Annotated in this window: 22 protein-coding genes; 12 read left to right on the top strand and 10 right to left on the bottom strand. The window is 59.4% G+C overall.

Annotated elements, in window-relative coordinates:
- Positions 1-17 precede the first annotated feature (17 nt).
- The 4 genes from ACTRWH_RS19605 to ACTRWH_RS19620 all read left to right on the top strand — a co-directional run bounded on the left by ACTRWH_RS19605 (position 18) and on the right by ACTRWH_RS19620 (position 3182).
- Complete coding sequence (locus ACTRWH_RS19605; RefSeq protein WP_085678757.1) at positions 18-1118, top strand: M14 family zinc carboxypeptidase; 1101 nt, start codon at positions 18-20, stop codon at positions 1116-1118.
- A 2-nt stretch (positions 1119-1120) separates the two neighbouring features.
- Positions 1121-1855: an alpha/beta fold hydrolase gene (locus ACTRWH_RS19610; RefSeq protein ID WP_462826759.1), complete on the top strand. Its 735-nt coding sequence runs from the start codon at positions 1121-1123 to the stop codon at positions 1853-1855.
- A gap of 96 nt (positions 1856-1951) precedes the next feature.
- A complete protein-coding gene (locus ACTRWH_RS19615; protein ID WP_036210943.1) occupies positions 1952-2569 on the top strand; it encodes a glutathione S-transferase family protein in 618 nt (205 codons plus the stop codon).
- Positions 2570-2573: 4 nt separating this feature from the next.
- Entirely contained in the window at positions 2574-3182 is a 609-nt protein-coding gene (locus ACTRWH_RS19620) for a DUF4202 domain-containing protein (RefSeq protein WP_075194226.1), read from the top strand.
- Positions 3183-3233: 51 nt separating this feature from the next.
- On the opposite strand, the gene trpC is transcribed toward ACTRWH_RS19620, so the two are convergent.
- The 6 genes from trpC to rpe form a co-directional block, all read right to left on the bottom strand.
- On the bottom strand, positions 3234-4046 hold the full coding sequence (gene trpC / locus ACTRWH_RS19625) for an indole-3-glycerol phosphate synthase TrpC (protein ID WP_462826760.1): 813 nt from the start codon (positions 4044-4046) through the stop codon (positions 3234-3236).
- Between the two features lie 13 nt (positions 4047-4059).
- The gene (trpD, locus tag ACTRWH_RS19630; protein WP_091642476.1) at positions 4060-5088 is read right to left on the bottom strand and encodes an anthranilate phosphoribosyltransferase; all 1029 of its coding nucleotides are present in this window, start codon (positions 5086-5088) and stop codon (positions 4060-4062) included.
- A gap of 11 nt (positions 5089-5099) precedes the next feature.
- A complete protein-coding gene (locus tag ACTRWH_RS19635) occupies positions 5100-5681 on the bottom strand; it encodes an aminodeoxychorismate/anthranilate synthase component II (protein WP_036210957.1) in 582 nt (193 codons plus the stop codon).
- Positions 5682-5697: 16 nt separating this feature from the next.
- Positions 5698-7185, bottom strand: a complete 1488-nt coding sequence (trpE, locus tag ACTRWH_RS19640) for an anthranilate synthase component I (RefSeq protein ID WP_462826761.1) — start codon at positions 7183-7185, stop codon at positions 5698-5700.
- Between the two features lie 176 nt (positions 7186-7361).
- Positions 7362-8051: a phosphoglycolate phosphatase gene (locus ACTRWH_RS19645; protein ID WP_036210963.1), complete on the bottom strand. Its 690-nt coding sequence runs from the start codon at positions 8049-8051 to the stop codon at positions 7362-7364.
- Complete coding sequence (gene rpe, locus ACTRWH_RS19650) at positions 8048-8734, bottom strand: ribulose-phosphate 3-epimerase (protein WP_036210966.1); 687 nt, start codon at positions 8732-8734, stop codon at positions 8048-8050. The genes ACTRWH_RS19645 and rpe overlap by 4 nt, the downstream gene beginning before the upstream one ends.
- A gap of 167 nt (positions 8735-8901) precedes the next feature.
- Here rpe and ACTRWH_RS19655 point away from each other — a divergent pair, with 167 nt between their 5' ends.
- The gene (locus ACTRWH_RS19655) at positions 8902-9921 is read left to right on the top strand and encodes a DUF3530 family protein (protein WP_051947071.1); all 1020 of its coding nucleotides are present in this window, start codon (positions 8902-8904) and stop codon (positions 9919-9921) included.
- Positions 9922-9928: 7 nt separating this feature from the next.
- On the opposite strand, the gene ACTRWH_RS19660 is transcribed toward ACTRWH_RS19655, so the two are convergent.
- The 4 genes from ACTRWH_RS19660 to ACTRWH_RS19675 all read right to left on the bottom strand — a co-directional run bounded on the left by ACTRWH_RS19660 (position 9929) and on the right by ACTRWH_RS19675 (position 12828).
- On the bottom strand, positions 9929-10216 hold the full coding sequence (locus ACTRWH_RS19660; RefSeq protein WP_007155253.1) for a type VI secretion system PAAR protein: 288 nt from the start codon (positions 10214-10216) through the stop codon (positions 9929-9931).
- A gap of 138 nt (positions 10217-10354) precedes the next feature.
- Positions 10355-11110, bottom strand: a complete 756-nt coding sequence (locus ACTRWH_RS19665) for a DnaJ domain-containing protein (RefSeq protein ID WP_036210969.1) — start codon at positions 11108-11110, stop codon at positions 10355-10357.
- 3 nt (positions 11111-11113) lie between these two features.
- Positions 11114-11794: an N-acetylmuramate alpha-1-phosphate uridylyltransferase MurU gene (gene murU, locus ACTRWH_RS19670; protein ID WP_085678780.1), complete on the bottom strand. Its 681-nt coding sequence runs from the start codon at positions 11792-11794 to the stop codon at positions 11114-11116.
- A complete protein-coding gene (locus ACTRWH_RS19675; RefSeq protein ID WP_036210976.1) occupies positions 11791-12828 on the bottom strand; it encodes an aminoglycoside phosphotransferase family protein in 1038 nt (345 codons plus the stop codon). Before ACTRWH_RS19675 ends, murU begins: the two co-directional genes overlap by 4 nt.
- Before the next feature lie 341 nt (positions 12829-13169).
- Here ACTRWH_RS19675 and ACTRWH_RS19680 point away from each other — a divergent pair, with 341 nt between their 5' ends.
- The 7 genes from ACTRWH_RS19680 (at position 13170) to thiS (ending at position 20085) form a co-directional block, all read left to right on the top strand.
- Positions 13170-15470 (top strand): LPS assembly protein LptD, encoded by a 2301-nt coding sequence (locus ACTRWH_RS19680; protein ID WP_462826767.1) that lies wholly within the window; start codon positions 13170-13172, stop codon positions 15468-15470.
- Positions 15471-15534: 64 nt separating this feature from the next.
- Positions 15535-16857: a peptidylprolyl isomerase gene (locus ACTRWH_RS19685; protein ID WP_036210979.1), complete on the top strand. Its 1323-nt coding sequence runs from the start codon at positions 15535-15537 to the stop codon at positions 16855-16857.
- Entirely contained in the window at positions 16854-17855 is a 1002-nt protein-coding gene (pdxA, locus tag ACTRWH_RS19690) for a 4-hydroxythreonine-4-phosphate dehydrogenase PdxA (RefSeq protein WP_462826762.1), read from the top strand. Before ACTRWH_RS19685 ends, pdxA begins: the two co-directional genes overlap by 4 nt.
- A complete protein-coding gene (rsmA, locus tag ACTRWH_RS19695) occupies positions 17852-18682 on the top strand; it encodes a 16S rRNA (adenine(1518)-N(6)/adenine(1519)-N(6))-dimethyltransferase RsmA (protein ID WP_462826763.1) in 831 nt (276 codons plus the stop codon). Before pdxA ends, rsmA begins: the two co-directional genes overlap by 4 nt.
- Positions 18675-19475 carry a symmetrical bis(5'-nucleosyl)-tetraphosphatase gene (locus tag ACTRWH_RS19700; protein WP_305936507.1) on the top strand — a complete coding sequence of 267 codons (801 nt, stop codon included), beginning with the start codon at positions 18675-18677 and terminating at the stop codon, positions 19473-19475. Before rsmA ends, ACTRWH_RS19700 begins: the two co-directional genes overlap by 8 nt.
- A 61-nt stretch (positions 19476-19536) precedes the next feature.
- Positions 19537-19857, top strand: a complete 321-nt coding sequence (locus tag ACTRWH_RS19705; protein ID WP_227544346.1) for a DUF423 domain-containing protein — start codon at positions 19537-19539, stop codon at positions 19855-19857.
- 27 nt (positions 19858-19884) lie between these two features.
- Entirely contained in the window at positions 19885-20085 is a 201-nt protein-coding gene (gene thiS / locus ACTRWH_RS19710) for a sulfur carrier protein ThiS (RefSeq protein WP_075194233.1), read from the top strand.
- Positions 20086-20132 lie beyond the last annotated feature (47 nt).

The raw sequence follows: 20132 nt of genomic DNA on the forward strand, positions 1-20132 counted from the left end.
TGAAACGGGAGAGCCCCATGACCGAGTTGCGCAAACTGACCCCCCATTCTGCTATTCCTGCCGAACAGGCCCGTCGGGATAGCCGCCAACGCCATCTGCTGAGAACCTTTCTGCCGGAGATGATTCGTCTTGAGCGTGTGCTGGCGGAAGCGCCGGGACAGGTTACTGTGAAGACGCTCTCTCGGGTTGCGCTGAAACACATTGACCTTCCGATCTACCGGGTTGACCTCGGCAGCGAGGCACCCGATGCGCCAGTGGTGATGCTGGTGGGTGGCGTTCACGGTCTTGAACGCATCGGCAGCGAAGTCGTCATGGCCTGGTTACGCAATCTGCTGGCAAGGATGTCCTGGGACGGGCATCTCCAGGCCCTGCTGAAAAAAGTGCGGGTTACCCTGCTGCCCATCCTCAACCCCGGCGGCATGTACCTGAATCAGCGCAGCAATCCCAACGGGGTCGACCTGATGCGCAACGCACCGATCACCGCCCAGGACCGCAGTGCGTTCCTGTTGGGCGGGCAGCGCTTCTCTCCGCGCCTGCCGTGGTTCATTGGTGATCCCGAGCAGGGTATGGAAGCGGAGAACCAGGCCCTTGAGTCGGTGATCTCGGAGCTCCTGCCAGGCCGTCCTTTCAGTGTCGCGCTGGACTGTCATTCCGGTTTCGGCTGGCAGGACCAGATCTGGTTCCCCTATGCCTACCGTCGTCGCCCCATGCGACGGATCGAATCGGTGATGGCATTGAAGCTGATCTGGGAGCAGGCATGGCCGGAACACAACTATCGCTTCGAGCCCCAGTCCCGTCATTACCTGACCCACGGTGATCTGTGGGACTATTTCTACAAGAAGATCAACCGCAGCGGTGAGGGCGCCTTTATTCCCCTTACCCTGGAACTGGGCTCCTGGCGATGGATCAAGAAGCGCCCACGACAGTTGCTGCGACTGGACGGCTTTTTCAATCCGCTGGTACCCCATCGCCATCGGCGCGTACTGCGAAGTCACCTGACCTTTATCGATTTCCTGGTCAGCGCCGCCGCCCATCACGAAAACTGGTTGCCGCACTCGGATGAGGCGTCCATGCTAAGGGAGGCCGCCATCGCCCACTGGTACAGGGATCATCACTGACAATGCACTGGATTCTGTTGCGCGGACTGACCCGGGAGCAGTCACACTGGGGTTCTTTTCCCCACAGGCTTGAGGAAGCCTTTCCCGGTCATCAGTTTCATCTGGTTGATATTCCGGGCACGGGCGTGCACTTCAAGGATTCCAGCCCTGACCGTATCGCGGAGATCCGGGAGAAGGTTCGCCGCAGTGTTGGTCACATTCCAGCGCCATACAATCTCATCGCTTTGTCCATGGGCGGGATGGTCGCCCTGGACTGGGCTCAGCATGTCACCGAGGGTGAAATTCAGAACCTGGTGCTGATCAACACGAGTTCCGGATTCAGCCTGCCCTGGCGACGGATGCGTCCGGGGGCCTGGCCTCGTATCGTTCGCCTCCTGACGCGACGGGAACTGTTCGATCGTGAGGTGGATATTCTGCGGTTGACGAGCAATCGACCGGTCGACCTCGATGTCATGAAACACTGGTACAGCATCCAGCGCCAGCGGCCAGTCAGCTATGCCAACGCCTATGCCCAGATGAAAGCAGCGATGGCCTACAAACCCCTGCCTCAACGCCCTCTGCCGGACGCACTTGTACTTGCCAGCAAGGGTGACCGTATTGTCCATTGGAGCTGCAGCAAGGTGTTTGAGCAGCGTTGGCAATGGACGCTGAAAGTCCATTCGTCCGCCGGCCATGACCTGCCAATGGACGACCCTGAATGGGTCATCCAGCAGATAAAAAACTGGCTGCCCAAATGATTACGGTTGCTTGACGCAACCGGTGTTCCGCGTCAGTCTTCTACACAATTCCTCAGATTCACCCCGAGATACTTATTTGGATTGGAGTCGATAACAATGAAAATCTTTGAGACCAAGACAGCGCCCAACCCACGCCGGGTAAGGATGTTCATGTCTGAGAAGGGCCTGTTGGACAAGGCCGAGTTTGTTGAGATCGATCTGCAGAAGGGTGAGAACCTGACGCCGGAGTACGCGGCCAGGAACCCCATGAAGAAAGTACCCGTGATGGAACTGGACGACGGCACCTGCATCGCCGAAACCATGGCGATTTGCCGCTACTTCGAGGAAAGCTATCCGGATGCGCCAACCCTGCTTGGGGACACAGCATTGGAGAAAGCGCAGGTGGAACAGTGGCTGCGGTGGATCGAGTTCTCCTTTTTCCTGCCCACCGGTATGTGTTTTCAGCACACCAGTGGCTATTTCAAGGACCGCATGAACCCGATCAAGGAATGGGGTGAAGAGTGCCGCACCTCGGTGGAAAAATTCATGCACTTCCTGAACAAGCATCTGGATGGCAGGGAATACATCTGTTGCGACCGGTTCACGGCCGCGGATATTAATGCCTTTACCACGGTGGCCTTCGCCCGTGTGGTGGATATTCGCATCAAGCCGGAGCAGGCCAACCTCCAGGCCTGGTATGATCGCATCAAGCAACGTCCTTCCGCCCAGGTATGACCCGATGACCCAACAGACCCCACTGGCCTGTGCTCTTGATAGAATCGATACCGCCAACCGTGCAGACCCCAACATCGAGCAGGTTGGCGGAATACCCTTGCCCAAGGAATACGCCTACAGCCAGCACATGACCCGCTGGCTGTTTGAGCTTGAGCCGCAGCCCTCCGAACGCATGCAGATTGCCTGCCGCGCCCAGCACATCGAGCGCTGGACCATCCCCCGTAGCGATTTCCCGGAAGGTCGCAAGGCCTATTACGAATGGCGCCAGGCCTGCGGCCGCATGCATGGCCGCCGGGCCGCCGGAATCATGGAGGAATGTGGCTACCCACAGGAAGAATGCCAGAAGGTGGAAACCATCCTGACCAAGCGGGAGTTGCGCAAGGACGCAGACACACAGCTGCTGGAAGACGTTGCCTGCATGGTCTTCCTGGAACGCTATTTCGCGGATTTCTATGAGGAAAAAGCCGATTACGACCGGGAGAAATGGCTGCGCATTGTCCGCCGTACCTGGGGCAAGATGTCTCCGCGTGGGCATGAAGCCGCGCTGAAGCTGGCCGAAGGGATGCCGGCGCATTTGCTGGCGTTGCTGCAGGAGGCGTTGGCTGAGGATTAGTCCGTGCTCAACCCATGCCCGCTGACTTGTTCGAGCTTTGCGTAAGCCCTCCTAAAAAAACAGCTCCTGCAGTTTCTTGCCAGGTTCTTCGGCCCGCATGAAGGACTCGCCCACCAGGAAGCCGTAGATACCCCGGTTGGTCATGGTCTCCACATCGGCCCGGGTCATGATGCCACTTTCGGTGATCGTCAGGCGGTCGGCCGAAATCCGTTCATGAAGGTCGAAGGTGGTATCCAGTGAGACCTCAAAGGTGTGCAGGTTGCGGTTGTTGATGCCCACCAGCGGTGTTTTCAGGGTGAGGGCATCGTCCATTTCCTCGCCGTCGTGAACCTCGACCAGCACGTCCAGGCCAATTTCATGGGCGATGCCTTCCAGCTCCTGCATCTGGTCCCTGGTCAGGCAGGCGGCGATCAGCAGGATGCAGTCGGCGCCAATGGCCCGGCTCTCGTAGACCTGATACGGCGCCACCATGAAGTCCTTGCGGATGACTGGCAGGCTGCAGGCGGCGCGGGCGGCTTGGAGGTAGTCTTCATGGCCCTGGAAGAAATCCTTGTCAGTGAGTACTGACAGGCAGGCGGCACCGCCTTTTTCATAGCTTTCGGCGATGGCCTCGGGAACAAACGGATCGCGGAGAATGCCTTTGCTGGGGGAGGCTTTTTTGATCTCGGCAATGACCGCAGGCGTTTGCTGTTCGATGCGTCGGCGAAGGGCGCTCGCAAAGCCCCGCGCTGGCGGTTGATCGCCAGCCATGGCCTTCCGATCGCCAATAGAAACCCTGCGCGTACGCTCATCAATTTCCTCCCGCTTCCGATCAACGATCTTTCGCAGGATGGTAGGCGTCTTGTCCAGATGTCTGTCAGTCATTGTCAGGCTCGTATTAGAAACACTGCGAAAAGTCAGCAAGCTCGGACATCTTGCCGGCTGCCAAGCCTGAGCCCATGGCGTCCAGCGCCATCTCCACGCCTTCCGCCGTCGTCTTCGCCAGGCCTGCCACATAAATTGCTGCGCCGGCGTTCAGGGCGATCAGATCCCGCGCTTTCTCAGCCATTTCATCATGACCACGACCGAACGCGGCACGGATCAGTTTCAGGGAGTCCTCGGCGGTATCCACCGTGAGACCAACCAGCGCCTGGCTCTTGATGCCCAGGTCTTCCGGGGTGATGTCGTACTCAGTGACTTCGCCGTTTTTCAGCTCCGCCACATGGGTGGCGCTGGCCAGGCTGATTTCGTCCAGGCCATCCTTCGAGTGCACCACCATAATGTGTTCGGCGCCCAGGCGGTGCAGAACCTCCGCCATAGGGCGACACAGCTCTTTCGTGAACACTCCGATCAACTGGCGCTTGACGCTGGCCGGGTTGGTCATGGGGCCAAGGATATTGAATATGGTACGGCAACCCAGTTCCTTGCGCGGGCCAATGGCGTGTTTCATGGCGCCATGATGGGCCGGGGCGAACATGAAGCCAACGCCGATCTCCTCCACGCAGCGTGCAACCTCCTCAGGCGCCATCTGCAGGTTGATACCCAGCTTTTCCAGCAGGTCCGCGCTGCCGCTCTTGGAGGACACGGCACGGTTGCCATGCTTGGCCACAAAGCCACCGGCTGCGGCGACCACAAAAGACGCCGCGGTGGATACGTTAAACAGATTGGCACCGTCACCGCCGGTGCCCACGATATCCACCAGTGGGTCGGCGTTGACCGTCACGCGGGTGGCCAGTTCCCGCATGACTTCGGTGGCGCCGGTGATTTCGTCGATGGTTTCGCTCTTGATGCGCAACCCCATGAGAAAGGCCCCAATCTGCGCATCGGTGGCTTCGCCCTTCATGACGATGCGCATAACGTCCTTCATTTCCTCCGTGGACAGGTCCAGATTGGAGGCGATGCGGTTCAGTGCTTCTTTCATGTCCATGTGGTGGCCTCTTATCGTGTCTTCAGAAAGTTGCGCAGCAGCTCATGGCCCTGTTCCGTCATAATAGACTCTGGATGGAACTGTACACCTTCGATGGGCAGTGTTTTGTGCCGAACACCCATGATTTCTTCCACCGAGCCATCGTCATTGCGAGTCCATGCAGTGACTTCCAGGCAATCCGGAAGGGTGTCTTTGTCGATCACCAGGCTGTGATAGCGGGTCGCCTTCAGCGGGTTGCTCAGGCCACGGAAAATGCCCTGGTCCTTATGGTAGACCGCAGATACCTTGCCGTGCATCACCTGCCCGGCGCGAATCACCTTTCCGCCGTATACCTGCCCGATGGCCTGGTGGCCGAGGCAAACGCCCAGAATCGGCAACTTGCCGGCAAAGTGGCGAATGGTGGCCATGGAAATGCCTGCCTCGTTGGGCGTGCAGGGGCCGGGAGAGACAACGAGGCGCTCCGGTTTCAGGGCTTCGATGCCCTCCACGGTGATCTCGTCGTTGCGGTAGACATGAACATCTTCGCCCAACTCGGCCAGGTACTGCACCACGTTGTAGGTGAAGGAGTCGTAGTTATCGATCATCAGCAACATAATCTTATCCTCCGCCTCAGTGGTCGAAATCGTTGTAGGTCATGGCGACGGCGCGGAAAATCGCGCGGCCCTTGTTCATGGTTTCCTTCCACTCAAGGCGGGGCACCGAGTCGGCCACCACGCCGGCCCCTGCCTGAATATGCAGGGTGTTGTCTTTGATTACCGCCGTGCGGATGGCAATGGCGGTATCCATGTTGCCGTTGAACGACAGGTAACCCACGGCGCCGCCATAGACACCGCGCTTCACCGGCTCCAGTTCGTCGATGATTTCCATGGCGCGAATTTTGGGGGCACCGCTCAGGGTGCCGGCAGGTAGGGTGGCGCGCAGCACGTCCAGGCAACTGGTGTTGTCCTTCAGGCGGCCGGTGACGTTAGAGACGATGTGCATCACATGGGAATAGCGCTCCACAATCATCTTGTCCGTCAGCTTTACCGTGCCGGTTTCAGACACCCGGCCAGCGTCGTTGCGGCCCAGATCGATCAGCATCAGATGCTCGGCGATTTCCTTGGGGTCGGCCAGCAGTTCCGCTTCCATGGCCCGGTCTTCGGCATCGGTGGCGCCACGCTTTCGGGTGCCGGCGATCGGGCGCACGGTGACTTCGTCATCTTCCACCCGCGCCAGGATTTCCGGCGATGAGCCGACGATCTGGAAGTCTCCCATATCCAGGAAATACATGTAGGGGGACGGGTTCAGCACCCTCAGCGAGCGATACAGGTTCAGCGGTGGTGCCTCGAATGGAATCGACATGCGTTGCGAGATCACCGTCTGCATCACGTCGCCGTCCAGCACGTATTCCTTGATGTTGCCGACGGCCGCTTCGAATTTTTCCTGGTTAAACCCGGAGATGAAGTCGCTCTCATCCACGGTTTTACCGCGCAGATGTTCCGGTGTGCGGGGCGCGTTGGCCGTCTGCCGGTGCAAGCGGGACTCCAGGTCGTCAATTCGCTGGAGTGCCTGTTCGTAAGCACCCTCCTGATTTGGGTCGGCATGGACAATCAGGTGCAGTTTGCCGCGCAGATTGTCGAACACCACCACGTCATCGGACACCATCAGCAGGATGTCGGGTGTGCCGATCTTGTCCGGCGGGCAGGTGTTGCGCAGGCGCTTCTCGATGTAGCGCACGGTGTCATAACCGAAATAGCCAACCAGGCCACCATTGAAGCGGGGCAATTCCTCCAGGTCCGGCGCGTTGAAGCGGGCCTGATAGTCTTCCACGAAGGCCAGTGGATCGTCGACCGTGGTTTCTTCGATCACCTCGTCGTCGCGGGTAATGGTGACGGTGTGATCATGGACCTTTAGAACTTCCCGGCTTGGCAGACCAATAATGGAATAGCGGCCCCACTTTTCACCGCCCTGGACGGATTCAAACAGGTAGGAATAGGGGCCGCTGGCCAGCTTGAAATAGGTGCTCAGGGGCGTGTCCAGATCGGCAAGGACTTCGCGGTATACGGGGATACGATTAAAGCCGGCCTTGGCGAGCTCGGCGAATTGCTCGGGTGTCATGATAACGGTTCCTGAATCTGATCTGTATGGAGGACGTTCGGGCGGCATTCAGCCGGTGCGCCATCGCCACCATCGTGTTGCGCGGGTTGTCAGTATGCCCTGCGCTGTTATCAGACTCAGTCCCTGCACGGCAGGAATCTCCCGAATTGAAGGTTTCAAATCAATATCCTGTGAGATTACAAAAGCTGGGCCAGGGAATCAACAACGGCATCTGCACCGAGCGAATCCACGGGCGCCCCATAATTGTAGCCGTAGCGAACCGCCACCGAAGGAATACCCGCCGCCAGGGCCGCGCTGATGTCGGTGACCGAATCGCCCACCATCACCGTGGTGCCCCGGGTGCCGCCGAGTTCGGTCATGGCATGGATCAACGGTTGCGGGTCTGGTTTGCGCACCGGCAGGGTGTCTCCACCGATGCTGATATCGAACCAGTGTTCAATGCCCATCTGCTCGAGCAACGGTGCCACAAACTGTTCCGGCTTGTTGGTAACGATGCCCATGCGGCAGCCGTGGTCGGCAAGACGGGTCAGACATTCCTCCACGCCGTCGTAGAGCACGGCATGCTGGCCGTTAAGGTTTTCGTAGGCATGGTAGAACATCGCCAGGGCGTCATTGAACAGTGCGTCGTCCTTCGGGGTTGCCGGTTCCCAGTCCGCTTGCCCGGCAAGGGCACGCCGCACCAGCACGCTGGCGCCATTGCCCACCCATTGGCGTACATTGTCAGCGCCGGCTTTGCGGCGACCCAGCTGTTCCAGCATAGCGTCAATGGCCGCTGCCAGGTCGGGGGCGCTGTCAACCAGGGTGCCGTCCAGGTCGAACAGGGCCACTCCCGGCCAGCGTTGGCTGAACAACCCCGCCAGGCTCATCGGTTCGAACTCTGCTTGGCCAGTTCCAGCTCTGCCCGCATTTTGTCGATGGTGGCTTTGTAGTCGTCAGTGTTGAAGATGGCGGAGCCGGCGACAAAGGTGTCGGCGCCGGCTTCGGCGATCTCGCGGATGTTGTCGGTTTTCACACCGCCGTCGATTTCCAGGCGAATGTTGCGACCGCTGGTATCGATGCGCTTGCGGGCTTCGCGCAGTTTGTCGAGAGTGCCTGGAATAAACTTCTGGCCGCCGAAGCCAGGGTTTACAGACATCAGCAGGATCATGTCCAGCTTATCCATCACGTGATCGATGTAGTGCAGTGGCGTGGCTGGATTGAACACCAGGCCCGCCTTGCACCCGCCTTCACGAATCAACTGCAGGGAACGGTCAATGTGATTGGAGGCTTCCGGGTGGAAGGTGATGTAGCTGGCGCCGGCATCGATGAACATACGGATCAGGTCGTCTACCGGTGATACCATCAGGTGCACGTCAATTGGAGCGGTAACCCCGTGTTTACGCAATGCTTCGCAGACCATGGGCCCGATGGTCAGGTTGGGTACGTAGTGGTTGTCCATGACATCGAAGTGGACAATGTCGGCGCCGGCGGCCAGTACGTTATCGACTTCCTCGCCCAGTCGGGCAAAATCGGCTGACAGGATGGACGGGGCAATCTGGAAAGGGTTCATGACGGCTCTCTTGAACGGTTTGATAGTGATATCGACGATGGCGCGTACAGCGGTTTTCTCTGTAAAAGCCTGCAAAAGGCTGCAAGAGTCTGCAAAGGCTGCTGGGCCGCAAAGCTGCTAGTCTACCAGTTTGATGGTGATTTTTCGCACGGAATGAGTGACAGCCTGTGAGCAAATGGATTAAAAAACCGGTTGTGCAATGTCGGGTCATCCTGGCCTGCCTTGTTGCTTTCTGGGCCTCGTTAGCGTTGGCGCAGGCACCGAAAGAGGCGCAGAAAGGCGCGCAGAACCCGACCGGGAAGGAAGCCGGGAAACCCTCCGGGGCGGCTGTTGAAAGGCCGTTGATATCAACGGGGCTCGATTCGGATGCAATCGCCCGGGCCTGGCCGGACTCGTCTGTATGGCTGGAGCCACCGGAAGAAGAACCGGTGCTGGCCCTGTTTGAGCCGGAAGCCGAGACGCCTGCGAAGGGCGCAGTGCTGATTCTGGCCGATGAGGGGCAATCACCCGCTTCCGGATTGGCCGCTGCCCTGCGACGGCCGATGGCACGTGCCGGTTGGGCGGTGATGGTACTTGGGCTCGAGATGCCGCCATACGAGGTACAGGAAGCGCGTCGACAACGGGGCTTAGAAGCGCCTGAAGAGGCGGGCGCGCCGGATACGGACGCCGCCGATGAAACGGGCGATAAACCTGGCGAGTCGGTGATGATCGATGTGATGGCCAGTGACGATGTCGAGGCATTGGCAAACCAATACCAGGCACGCATTCAGAAGACCCTGGCCGCGGCGGCTGGCAACCTGGTTGGTCGTGGTTACAGCCGGGTGGTCATGGTGGGTGTCGGCCGGGCGGCTGGTCACGTCACCCGCGCGGCCACTGCCAGCGGGGGGCAGGATGTGTCGGCGCTGGTCTGGATTGCGCCAGCGTTTAGTCAGAGCGATTCGAAAGCCCTGACGGAGTCGCTTGGTGAGTCTGGTGCGCCCAAAGTCCTGGAGCTCCACAGTGCCCGCAGTTCATTGGGCGCTGGAGGTATGGCTCAAAGGTCACCAAAGCAACGGGAGGCCGCATTCAGGCGGGCGGGGATTGCAGGCTACTCCCGACAACCTGTCGCAATGACTGAACAGCCACAACCCAGAGAGGCGCAAGCGCTTACCAACCGCATTTCAGCCTGGCTTGACTCCGAACGCTAGAAAACCATCAGCCACCCACGGCGGTGGATGAGCCGATGACAACGCCACCACAGCTGACGGCATCGCCGGTCAGGGCGGCAGGTTTGCCTTCTATCATCACCGTCGGGCTGCCAGCTGCGATGGCGCGGGGATGTGGTGGATGCTTGGGCTTGGAGTGCATGGCAAGCTGGTCGCCCAGCCTCGCAACGGGCTTGCCGTCGATCAGTACAGTAGCGCTGCCGGTAATGACAGGGGTCGGGGGAAAGCCTTGGTGATCGGTTCCGATGTCGCCGAGCAGGACGAGTTTTTTACCCATGGGAATGCTCCTTTTCAGTGGGTCTGCAGGCCGCTGGTCCGTGGGCCTTTCTTTTGCACTTTTGTGCTTTTGCACTTCTGTGGTGTGGTTCTGATCTCGGAGTTTAGCAAGCTTGGCGCTGAACTCAAAACGCCGGATTCAAACCGACAGGCGCTGGCTGATCAGTTCCCAGGCTTGCTGGTAGCGTAAAAGGCGGTCCTTTGCCCTGGTCAGTTCCGCCGGGCTCAGCTTCTGTTGTGCCAGTTTGTCCGGGTGGCATTCCGACACTTTTTTTCGGTAGGCCCGTTTGATCACCTCGCGGCTGTCACGGCGGGTAACGCCGAGAACCTGGCAGGCCTGCTCGAAGGTGGAGGGTCGGGGCTGGCTCTCCGGTTCGGTGATCCAGACCTTACTGGCGTAACTGTCGAGAATGTCATCGCTGACCCTGATCGGCAGCCCCATCTGGTCAATGGCGTCCTCGCAACGATAGCGGCGGGGCTTCTCCGGGCGTCCCTGCAACTGCGCTGCGTGGCAAAGGCAGATGGCAACACGCAATGAGGGAGAGGGCCAGATTCTGTGGGTCAGGCGCAGGCCCAGCGCTTTCAGGGCAGGGATGCGCTCTGCAGTCTTACCCTTGCGGAAATGGCCAATGGCCTTGCGCCGCTGGCGGCCGGAGAGCTTCAGTGCTTTCATCAGGGTTTCGGCGAAACCGATGTCTTTCTCCGTTACCCGCCCTTCCGATTTGGCGATGTAGCCCAGAAAAAAGAACAGGCTCCGGCGACACCAGCGCGGCAGTCGGGTTCTGACCAGCAATTCGGTGGCCTGGTGGCCGCAGGCGGTCAACTCTCCAAGGAGCTCACTGAACTCTGCTTCCATTCGTGCGGGCAGGTTATTGTCTCTGGTCTCAGAGGTCATGGCTCAGCCCCCGCCTTCCATAAGCATCCGGTCCAGCTCCCGTAGCCGTTCCGGGGTACCGATATCCATCCAGTGTCCGCTGTGGCGAATGCCTTGCACCCGCCCCCGGGTCATAGCATCCCGCAGGATGGGCGCCAGTTTTCGGGCACCCGGTGTCAGCCCCGAAAACAGGCGACGGTTTAGCAGGCTGATGCCGGTAAACGTCAGTGTTTCAGGGCCGCTCTCAATCACCGTGCCATCCGCCCGCAGGCAGAAGTCGCCCGCCGGGTTGTGGTCAGGGTTGCCTGTCATGACCAGTAATGCGTCGGCATGTTCGGGTGGCGTCAAATGGGACAGATCAAAATCACACCAGATGTCGCCGTTGATCACAACGAACCAATCGTCGTCGCTGCTGGTCAACAGGGGCAGTGCCTGAATAATCCCGCCAGCGGTCTCCAGGGGATCGCTTTCCCGCGAGTATTCAATGACCAGCCCGACGTTACTGCCATTACCCAGCTCCGCTTCGATCTGCGTGCCCAGCCAGGCGTGATTGATCACGATCTCCCTGAAACCGGCGGCTTTCAGCCGTTCCAGATGGTGCACGATCAGCGGCTTGCCGCCGGCAGGCAGGAGCGGCTTAGGGGTGGTCAGGGTCAGCGGCCGCATGCGCTCGCCTTTGCCGGCTGCGAGAATCATCGCTTTCACTGGCCGAATGTCTCCACTGGGCCGATCTGCTGCTCAATGGGCGGCACCACGGTGTCTGTGAGCCATTCGTGGAAGTGGCGCAGGGCGGCCTGACGGCTGCTGGCCTCCACCAGATAGCCCACGGTGCGGGGAACATCCTTCAGGAAACCGGTCTTGCCGTCACGTATGGCCAGCCGGGCAAAGATGCCCGCGGCTTTCAGATGGCGCTGCATGCCCATGAGCTCCAGCCACTGGCGGAAGGTATCCCTGTCAGCCTTGTGGAGGCCGGCCTCGGCACTGAGCACGCGGAAATGGTCTGTCCACTGGTCGATGCGTTCTTCCGGCCAGCGGATATAGCAATCTTTCAGCAGCGATACCAGGTCGTAAGTGACCGGGCCGCGCACGGCGTCCTGAAAGTCGATCACGCCGGGCCTCGTGGTGCCTGCGCGGACCAGCAGATTGCGGGAATGGTAGTCGCGGTGCACCGCCACATTCGGCTGGGCCAGGGCGCTCTCCCGCAGGAAGGCGAAAGTGGTGTCCAGTAGCGCGCGTTCTCCGTTTGAGAGCGTCAGTCCCAATTGTTGTGTCAGCAACCAGTCCGGAAACAGAGCCATTTCCCGGTCCAGCAAGGCGATGTCGTAAGCCGGAAGTGGGTAGTCGGGAGCATCGTCGGCCTGCTGTATGCGGACCAGCTCGTCCATTGCAGCGCCATAAAGCTGGTCGGCGTTGGTGTGGTTTAAGGCGCCGAGCATCAGGGCGTCACCGAAGTCTTCCAGCAGCAGGAAGCCCCGGGTCAGGTCTTCGTGGACGATGTCCGGCACAGCGATATCAAGGCTGCGCCAGTGATGGGCGATCGCCACGAAGGGGTGGCAGTCCTCATGCTCGGGCGGCGCATCCATCACAATATACGGCTGGGCCCCGGTGCCATGTGGGTTGCCGCTGACGCGGAAGTAGCGGCGGAAACTCGCGTCGCCGGATACTGGCTCGGGTGTCGCCTGGTCAAAACCGGGAAGGTCTCTGACCCACTGGGTGAGCATTGTCAGGCGGGTATCCATGGAATTGGCTGTTATCCTGGCTCAGAAGTTATCGGTGACCTGGCCGCAACGAACCTGCGGGCTCATGGCCGAAAGTTAGCAGATCAGTATAGAGGCGGTAAAACGGTTTTGCAGCAATGGTCGGTTTCCGTTAACAAAGGCCGGTTTCCGTTAACAAGGCAAAGGGCGCCGTGTAAACTAGGCCGCTGTTAAGTGTCTCCGACAGCCGCGAATCCATTCTGGACAGGAACCCGCTCACCGTGCCAGCCCCAACAAGGAAGCTGCGAATGCCAACGCCCCGCATGCGGCACCGTCTCGGGTTGCTGTTCGCGTCCGCTACGGGTTGCACAATGTTGGCACCAATGCCGGTGGTTTATGCCCAGGAAGCCGCCCCTTCGGCTGCCGAGATTGACTGGCGGCCGAAGTCTGACTTGCCGGAGGATGTCCGTCGTTCCCTGCCGGACTTCTGCGAGGGCGGCTATTTGCCTTCCGCAGTGCCGGGGACGGTTAAAGGCGGCGCTGGAGAGCCAGCAGCGAAACATGGCCAGGCGCCCCTACAGGCCAGTGGGCTCAATGCGCGGTATGAACTCGACAACGAACTGTTTCTGCGGGGAGACGTTCGTCTGCAGCAGCCGGGATTCCAGGTGACGGGCTCCGAGGCCCGCTACAACCAGGCAACCGGTGCGGTGGCCATAGAGGGGCCGCTGACCAGCCGCGGTGACGGCTTCCTGCTGACCGGGGAACGTGCGGACTATGACGTCAACAGCGGCCGGGTGGACATCAATACCGCGACCTTTCTCCTGCACGGCCCGGAAATGCGGGGTTCCGCTACTCAGCTTTCCCGCACGGCGGAAGACCAGGTACGAATTCGTGGCGGCTCACTGACCACCTGCGCCCCGGACAACAACGATTGGTCCATCGTGGCGTCCGACATCCACCTGGACCAGGGCGAAGGTGTGGGCACCGCAAAGCACGTACGCCTTGAGATCAGTGATATCCCGGTGTTCTACTGGCCCTATGCCAGTTTTCCCATTGACGATCGCCGCAAGACAGGCTTTCTCTATCCGTCTTTTGGTACCTCCAACACGGGTAGCGGCGCTTTCCTGTCGGTTCCCTACTACCTCAACCTGGCGCCACACTACGACGCGACGTTGACGCCTCAGTACATACATGGGCGTGGATTGTTTACCGAGGCGGAGGGGCGTTACCTCAGCAGTCTTGGGGAATCGGTGCTTCAGCTAGGCTACGCGGGCAACGACACCGAGTACGAGGAGGAGTTTCCCTCGCAAGGGGGTGAACGCTGGGGGCTTGATTTCAGTACCCAGGCGAGATTCGGATACGGCTGGACCGGCTACGGGGATTATTCCGTGGTTAGCGACGACGACTACCTCAGTGATCTCAACCGCAACCTGGAGATCAATCGCGCAACCCATCTGCGTCGCCGGGGTGGTATCCGCTATCGGGATTCCTCCCAGTATTTCGAAACCTATCTCAACGGCTACCAGACCCTCAGCGATTTCATTGCCGACGAGAACATTCCCTACTCGCAATTACCAGAAGTATTGTACGGCGCCACCGTGGATGCGGGGCCGGCGGAACTGAATCTGGAAAGCCAGTACACGTATTTCTACCGCGATAATGATGACCTGACGGGGCTCGACCGGGCCAACGGCCAGCGCTTTCGCGCCATACCCGAGCTGGCATTGCCCATGCGGGCGCTCTGGGGCTATGCCAGACCTTCCGTCAGTGTCGATTACACACGCTATGAGCTGGAGGACTACACCACACGGGACCCTGGCTTTGATCGTACCGTTCCGGTCGCGGAGTGGGATTCCGGCCTGTATTTTGATCGCCAGTCCAGCCTGTTCGATATTCCCTATAACCAGAGCCTGGAGCCCCGGCTTTACTACGCCTGGGCTGATGCCGATGCGGACCAATCGTTCATTCCGGATTTCGACACCGCCATTCGCTCATTCAGCTTCGACCAGTTGTTCCAACGCAATCGTTTCAGCGGCGGTGATCGGGTAGGTGATAGCAATCAATTGACCGTGGCACTAACCAGCCGCTTCAATGATCTGCTCACTGGCGCTGAACGTGCCCGCTTCAGCATTGGCCAGGTTCACTATTACGATGACCGGGAAGTGACGCTCGATGGGGAGGGGGCCTCTGACGCCAGTGACTCCCCGCTGGCCGGTGAAATGGTTTTGCGACCGGTGGACGGCCTGGAAATTCGAACCTCCGGCCTGTGGGAGCCGGACACCAGTAAGACGCAGGAAGGTCGCAGTCAGCTGATTTTCCACTCCGATGATTACCGTTATCTGGCCAGCCTGGGGCACAGTTACCGGCGAGACGAATTCGAGCAGTCGGATATCGGGGGCGTTTTTCCTGTCACAGACCGTGTTAGTCTGATCGGCCGCTGGGTATACGATTCCGAGCTTGATCGTACGGTCGGTTCACTGGCCGGGCTGGAATACAATAACTGTTGCTGGAGTGTGCAGCTGGTGCACCAGAATTACCTGACGGACGACGAACAGCTTGAGAGTCGCATGCTGTTTCAGATCCAGCTCAAGGGACTGGGCGGGAGCGGCGGATCGTCCAGCCAGATTTCCGAAGCCATCTATGGCTTTGACGAAAGGGAACGTCGCCGTTTCGGTGATCGCTGATGCCTGACAGTCAGGCTCGGGATGCCGGGGTGACAGGCAGTATTCTTCCATACTAGAGGTGACTATGAAGGCGAACCTTCGCCATTGCGCACAAATGATGCTGGCACTGATGGTTGTGATGGTATCCGCAACCGTACAGGCGGACCGTAAACTGCTTGATCAGGTGGTGGCAGTCGTCAACGACGACGTTATTCTTCAGTCCGAGCTCGAGGCACGGATCAACACCATCACCGGGCGGCTGCGCGCTCAGGGCACCGGATTGCCCCCAAGGGATATTCTGGAAGAACGGGTTCTGGAGCAGTTGATCAGCGAGTCCATCCAGTTACAGATGGCGGACAGGGCCGGAATGCGCATCAGCGACAACGAGCTCAATGAAACTCTGGCATCCATCGCCCAGCGCAACAATATGACGCTGGCCCAGTTCGAGCAACAACTGGTCCAGGAAGGTGTCACCTATCGCGAGGCCCGTGAGCAGATTCGCAACGAGATGATTACCAGCCGGGTACAACAGCGCCAGGTTGGCAATCGCGTGCGGGTTACGGATCGGGAAGTTGAGAACTATCTTGCGGCAATGGAGGGCCAGGGCCGTAGCAATGCAGAGTATGAGCTTGCCCATATTCTCATTGAGGTGAACGATTTCAATGACGAGGACGAGGTCAGCGCTGCCCGCGAAAAGGTGGAGCAACTGCGTGAAGAAATTGCCGAGGGGCGGGACTTCCGCTCTGTTGCCGTTGCTGAATCCGATGCCAGCAATGCCCTCGACGGTGGCAACATGGGATGGCGTGCCGAGAACCAACTGCCGTCACTGGTGGCCGATGTGGTCCCGGATCTTGAAACCGGAACCGTCTCCCCGGTACTCAGGAACAGCAGTGGCTTCCACCTGGTGATGGTGATGGATCGCCGCGGCGGTGATAAAGCACAGTTCATCGAGCAGTCGAAAGTCCGTCACATCCTGGTACGCACCTCGGAAACCGTGTCGGAAGCCCAGGCGGAAGCAACCATTCGCGATCTCTATCAGCAAATCGATAATGGCGCCGATTTCGCCGTCATCGCCCGGGAGCACTCTGATGACCCGGTTTCCGGCTCTGACGGTGGTAACCTCGGATGGGTCAGCCCCGGACAGATGGTGCCGGAGTTCGAGCAGGCGATGATGGAAGCGGATGTGGGCGAGCTCAAGGGTCCGTTCCGCTCCCAGTTTGGCTGGCACATTCTGCAGGTGCAGGACCGTCGTCAGCAGGACATCAGCAGTGATGTACGGGAATCCGAGGCGCGGCAGGCCATCTACCGCCGCAAGTTTGATACCGAACTGCAGAACTGGCTGCGGGAGATCCGCGACGAGGCGTTTATCGAGTTCAAGAGCGGTTACGGAGCTGACAGCGAATCATGACACAGCCGGTCATCCTCGCACTGACAGCGGGCGAACCTGCGGGCATTGGCCCGGAGCTTTGTTTGCAACTGGCCCTGAAAAAACGCGGGCCCGGCATTGTGGTGGTGGCCAGCAAACCTCTGCTGGAGGCGAGGGCCCGACTGCTTGGGTTGAATGTAGAGCTGGAAGACTGGGCGCCGGGAGCACCAGCCACTGCTGAACCGGGCCGGCTCTCCGTGCTTTGCGTTGATGGATTGGCGTCCACTACGGCCGGCCAGCTGGATCCGGCGAATAGCGCCTATGTTCTGGAAACCCTGCGAGTAGCCGCCCAGGGCTGCCTTGATGGTACGTTCGATGGGATGGTGACGGCACCGGTTCACAAGGGCGTTATCAACAACGCCGGCATCGCCTTTAGTGGCCACACCGAGTTCCTGCAGGAGCTCTGTGGTGTTGAGCGTGTGGTGATGATGCTGGCCACGGACGAGTTAAGAGTGGCACTGGTGACCACCCATTTGCCCCTGAAGGACGTCTCTGCGGCGATTACGGCCGAGCGCCTGACCCAGGTCACCCGTATTCTGGACAATGACCTGCGCAAGTTCTTCGGCCTTCAGCATCCCAGAATCCTGGTTGCAGGGCTTAACCCCCACGCAGGTGAAGGCGGACATCTGGGGCGGGAAGAAATCGACGTCATCGAGCCGACCCTGGACAAGCTGCGCCGGGAAGGCATCGACCTGACTGGCCCATTGCCGGCGGACACCCTCTTCACCCCTCATTGGCTCGATAACGCCGACGCGGTACTGGCCATGTACCATGACCAGGGCTTGCCGGTTCTCAAATTCCAGGGCTTCGGCCGGGCGGTCAATATCACCCTGGGCCTGCCCATTGTGCGGACCTCCGTCGACCATGGCACCGCCCTTGATCTGGCCGGCACGGGCAGGGCAGATGCCGGCAGCCTGGAAACGGCAATCCGGGTGGGCGAACGAATGGCAACTTCAGCGAAAAGAGATCCTATCGAGTGAGTAGCAAACACGGCCATCAGGCCCGGAAACGCTTCGGTCAGAACTTTCTTCACGACCCCGGCGTGATTGAACGCATTATTCGCGCTATCCATCCCAAGCCGGACGATGCCCTTGTGGAAATCGGGCCTGGCCTGGGCGCTCTCACCGAGGAAATGCTTGCCGTTAACTCGAACCTCCAGGTGGTGGAGCTGGATCGGGACCTGATTCCTGTGCTCAGGACCAAATTCTTCAATTACCCCAACTTCCGCATTCATGAAGCGGATGCGTTGAAGTTTGATTTCGGCGAACTGGTTGCCGACAAGCCCCTGAGGATCATCGGCAACCTGCCGTACAATATTTCCACGCCATTGATTTTCCACTTGCTGGGGCATTCCGGCGTGGTGCAGGACATGCATTTCATGCTGCAGAAGGAAGTGGTTCAACGGATGGCGGCGGTGCCCGGAGACAACAACTACGGCCGGTTGGGGATCATGACCCAGTATTTCTGCCGGGTGCAGCCGTTGTTTGAAGTTGGCCCAGGCGCTTTCCGGCCGGCGCCGAAAGTGGATTCCGCCATCGTTCGGCTGGTGCCCCATAAGACGCTGCTGCATCCGGCAAAGGATTATAAGCTGTTGCAGGCGGTGGTGCGCACCGCCTTCAGTGCCCGGCGAAAAACCCTCCGAAAGGCGCTGGCCGGCATGGTTTCCGTGGATCAACTCAACAGCGTTGGCATCAACGATGGCCTGCGCCCGGAAAACCTTGGCCTGGCAGAGTATGTTGCGATTGCCGATTTGTTGGCCGACAGTAAACCTGAAAATTTCGGTGCTGATGAGGTAAGTCATGACTGATTACGCCATCGGCGATATCCAGGGCTGCTATGAACGTCTCCTGGATGTGCTCGCCAAGGTGGATTTCTCACCGTCGCGGGATCGGCTCTGGGTGGCCGGCGACCTGATCAACCGCGGCCCGTCTTCGCTGGAAACCCTGCGCTACGTTGAAAGCCTGGGTAGCTCTGCAGTGGTGGTGCTGGGCAATCACGACCTGCACCTGCTGGCGGTGGCCATGGGTGGCCATGCTCTGAGGAGCAAGGACACGCTCGCCGATATACTCGAAGCGCCGGATCACCAACGGCTTTTCGATTGGCTCCGACAGCAGAATCTTTGTGTTCATGATGAAGACCGCAATCTGGTGATGGTCCATGCCGGGCTGCCACACATCTGGTCTGTGGAAGAAGCGGTCGGCTACAGCCGGGAAGTGGAAGCGGTGATTCGCGGGCCCGAGGCCGAAAGCTACTTTGCAGATATGTACGGGAACTGGCCTGAACGCTGGCACCCGGACCTCAGTGGTATGGATCGGTGGCGGGTCATTACCAACTATTTCACCCGTATGCGGTTTATTGCCGAGGATGGCACCCTGGAACTCGCCGCCAAAGAGTCGGCCGCGTCGGCGCCGGATGGCTATGCACCCTGGTTTCGCTTCCCTCGCCAAGATGATGTGCGTGTGGTGTTCGGACATTGGGCGGCACTGGAAGGCCAGACTGAAAGCACCCGTTATTTCGGGCTGGATACCGGTTGTGTCTGGGGTGGAAAGCTTACCCTGATGAATCTTGATACCGGGGAAAAGATCCACTGTGACTGCTAGACAGATAGAACCCCTTCGCCCGGCACTGGTATTGGGCGCGCTGTTTGCCCTGTTAGCGGTGATGGCAGGAGCCTTTGGTGCACACGGGTTGCGTGGTGTAATTGACGAGCGGGGGCTTGAAGTTTTCCAGACTGCCGTCACATATCAGATATACCACTCATTGGCGTTAATTCTTGTCGCGATACTCCCGGTTGCGGGTCTGTCGCGGCGTTTGCTCGGCATTGCGGCCGGCTTTTTTGTTGCTGGAATCCTGTTGTTCAGTGGCAGCCTGTACCTCCTGGTGCTAACGGACCTTCGCTGGATGGGGCCGGTTACGCCGGTTGGAGGAATCGGCTTTATGGTGGGCTGGATATTGGTTCTGATGGCGGGATTCAGGCGTTAGAGACAGATGTTTAAGGCAGGTAACGTTATGCAGGTACAGGTCAACGGTGACGCCATGGAGCTTCCCGAAGAAGTCACTGTCGCGGTATTGATAGAGCGGATGGCATTGGTTGGCAAGCGATTCGCTGTGGAAGTCAACGAAGATATTGTTCCCCGCAGCCAGCACGCCACCTTCAGCCTCAGCGATGGCGACAGGGTAGAGGTGGTTCACGCTATTGGCGGCGGTTGATAACCGCCTTGCCATTCCTTTTCCACGATTTTTTTAATGAGTTCAGG

This window comes from Marinobacter sp. G5_S1_61_S3 (assembly GCF_054968585.1).

Excerpts from the sequence above, each read along its gene's own strand:
- ACTRWH_RS19680 (WP_462826767.1), top strand. The coding sequence starts at position 13,170 with ATGCCGGTGGTTTATGCCCAGGAAGCCGCCCCTTCGGCTGCCGAGATT.
- rpe (WP_036210966.1), bottom strand. The coding sequence starts at position 8,734 with ATGAACCCTTTCCAGATTGCCCCGTCCATCCTGTCAGCCGATTTTGCC.
- ACTRWH_RS19705 (WP_227544346.1), top strand. The coding sequence starts at position 19,537 with ATGGCAGGAGCCTTTGGTGCACACGGGTTGCGTGGTGTAATTGACGAG.
- ACTRWH_RS19615 (WP_036210943.1), top strand. The coding sequence starts at position 1,952 with ATGAAAATCTTTGAGACCAAGACAGCGCCCAACCCACGCCGGGTAAGG.
- pdxA (WP_462826762.1), top strand. The coding sequence starts at position 16,854 with ATGACACAGCCGGTCATCCTCGCACTGACAGCGGGCGAACCTGCGGGC.
- ACTRWH_RS19605 (WP_085678757.1), top strand. The coding sequence starts at position 18 with ATGACCGAGTTGCGCAAACTGACCCCCCATTCTGCTATTCCTGCCGAA.
- ACTRWH_RS19700 (WP_305936507.1), top strand. The coding sequence starts at position 18,675 with ATGACTGATTACGCCATCGGCGATATCCAGGGCTGCTATGAACGTCTC.
- ACTRWH_RS19685 (WP_036210979.1), top strand. The coding sequence starts at position 15,535 with ATGAAGGCGAACCTTCGCCATTGCGCACAAATGATGCTGGCACTGATG.
- ACTRWH_RS19610 (WP_462826759.1), top strand. The coding sequence starts at position 1,121 with ATGCACTGGATTCTGTTGCGCGGACTGACCCGGGAGCAGTCACACTGG.
- ACTRWH_RS19660 (WP_007155253.1), bottom strand. The coding sequence starts at position 10,216 with ATGGGTAAAAAACTCGTCCTGCTCGGCGACATCGGAACCGATCACCAA.
- thiS (WP_075194233.1), top strand. The coding sequence starts at position 19,885 with ATGCAGGTACAGGTCAACGGTGACGCCATGGAGCTTCCCGAAGAAGTC.
- trpE (WP_462826761.1), bottom strand. The coding sequence starts at position 7,185 with ATGACACCCGAGCAATTCGCCGAGCTCGCCAAGGCCGGCTTTAATCGT.
- ACTRWH_RS19665 (WP_036210969.1), bottom strand. The coding sequence starts at position 11,110 with ATGACCTCTGAGACCAGAGACAATAACCTGCCCGCACGAATGGAAGCA.
- trpD (WP_091642476.1), bottom strand. The coding sequence starts at position 5,088 with ATGGACATGAAAGAAGCACTGAACCGCATCGCCTCCAATCTGGACCTG.
- ACTRWH_RS19675 (WP_036210976.1), bottom strand. The coding sequence starts at position 12,828 with ATGGATACCCGCCTGACAATGCTCACCCAGTGGGTCAGAGACCTTCCC.
- ACTRWH_RS19645 (WP_036210963.1), bottom strand. The coding sequence starts at position 8,051 with ATGAGCCTGGCGGGGTTGTTCAGCCAACGCTGGCCGGGAGTGGCCCTG.
- ACTRWH_RS19620 (WP_075194226.1), top strand. The coding sequence starts at position 2,574 with ATGACCCAACAGACCCCACTGGCCTGTGCTCTTGATAGAATCGATACC.
- trpC (WP_462826760.1), bottom strand. The coding sequence starts at position 4,046 with ATGACTGACAGACATCTGGACAAGACGCCTACCATCCTGCGAAAGATC.
- ACTRWH_RS19635 (WP_036210957.1), bottom strand. The coding sequence starts at position 5,681 with ATGTTGCTGATGATCGATAACTACGACTCCTTCACCTACAACGTGGTG.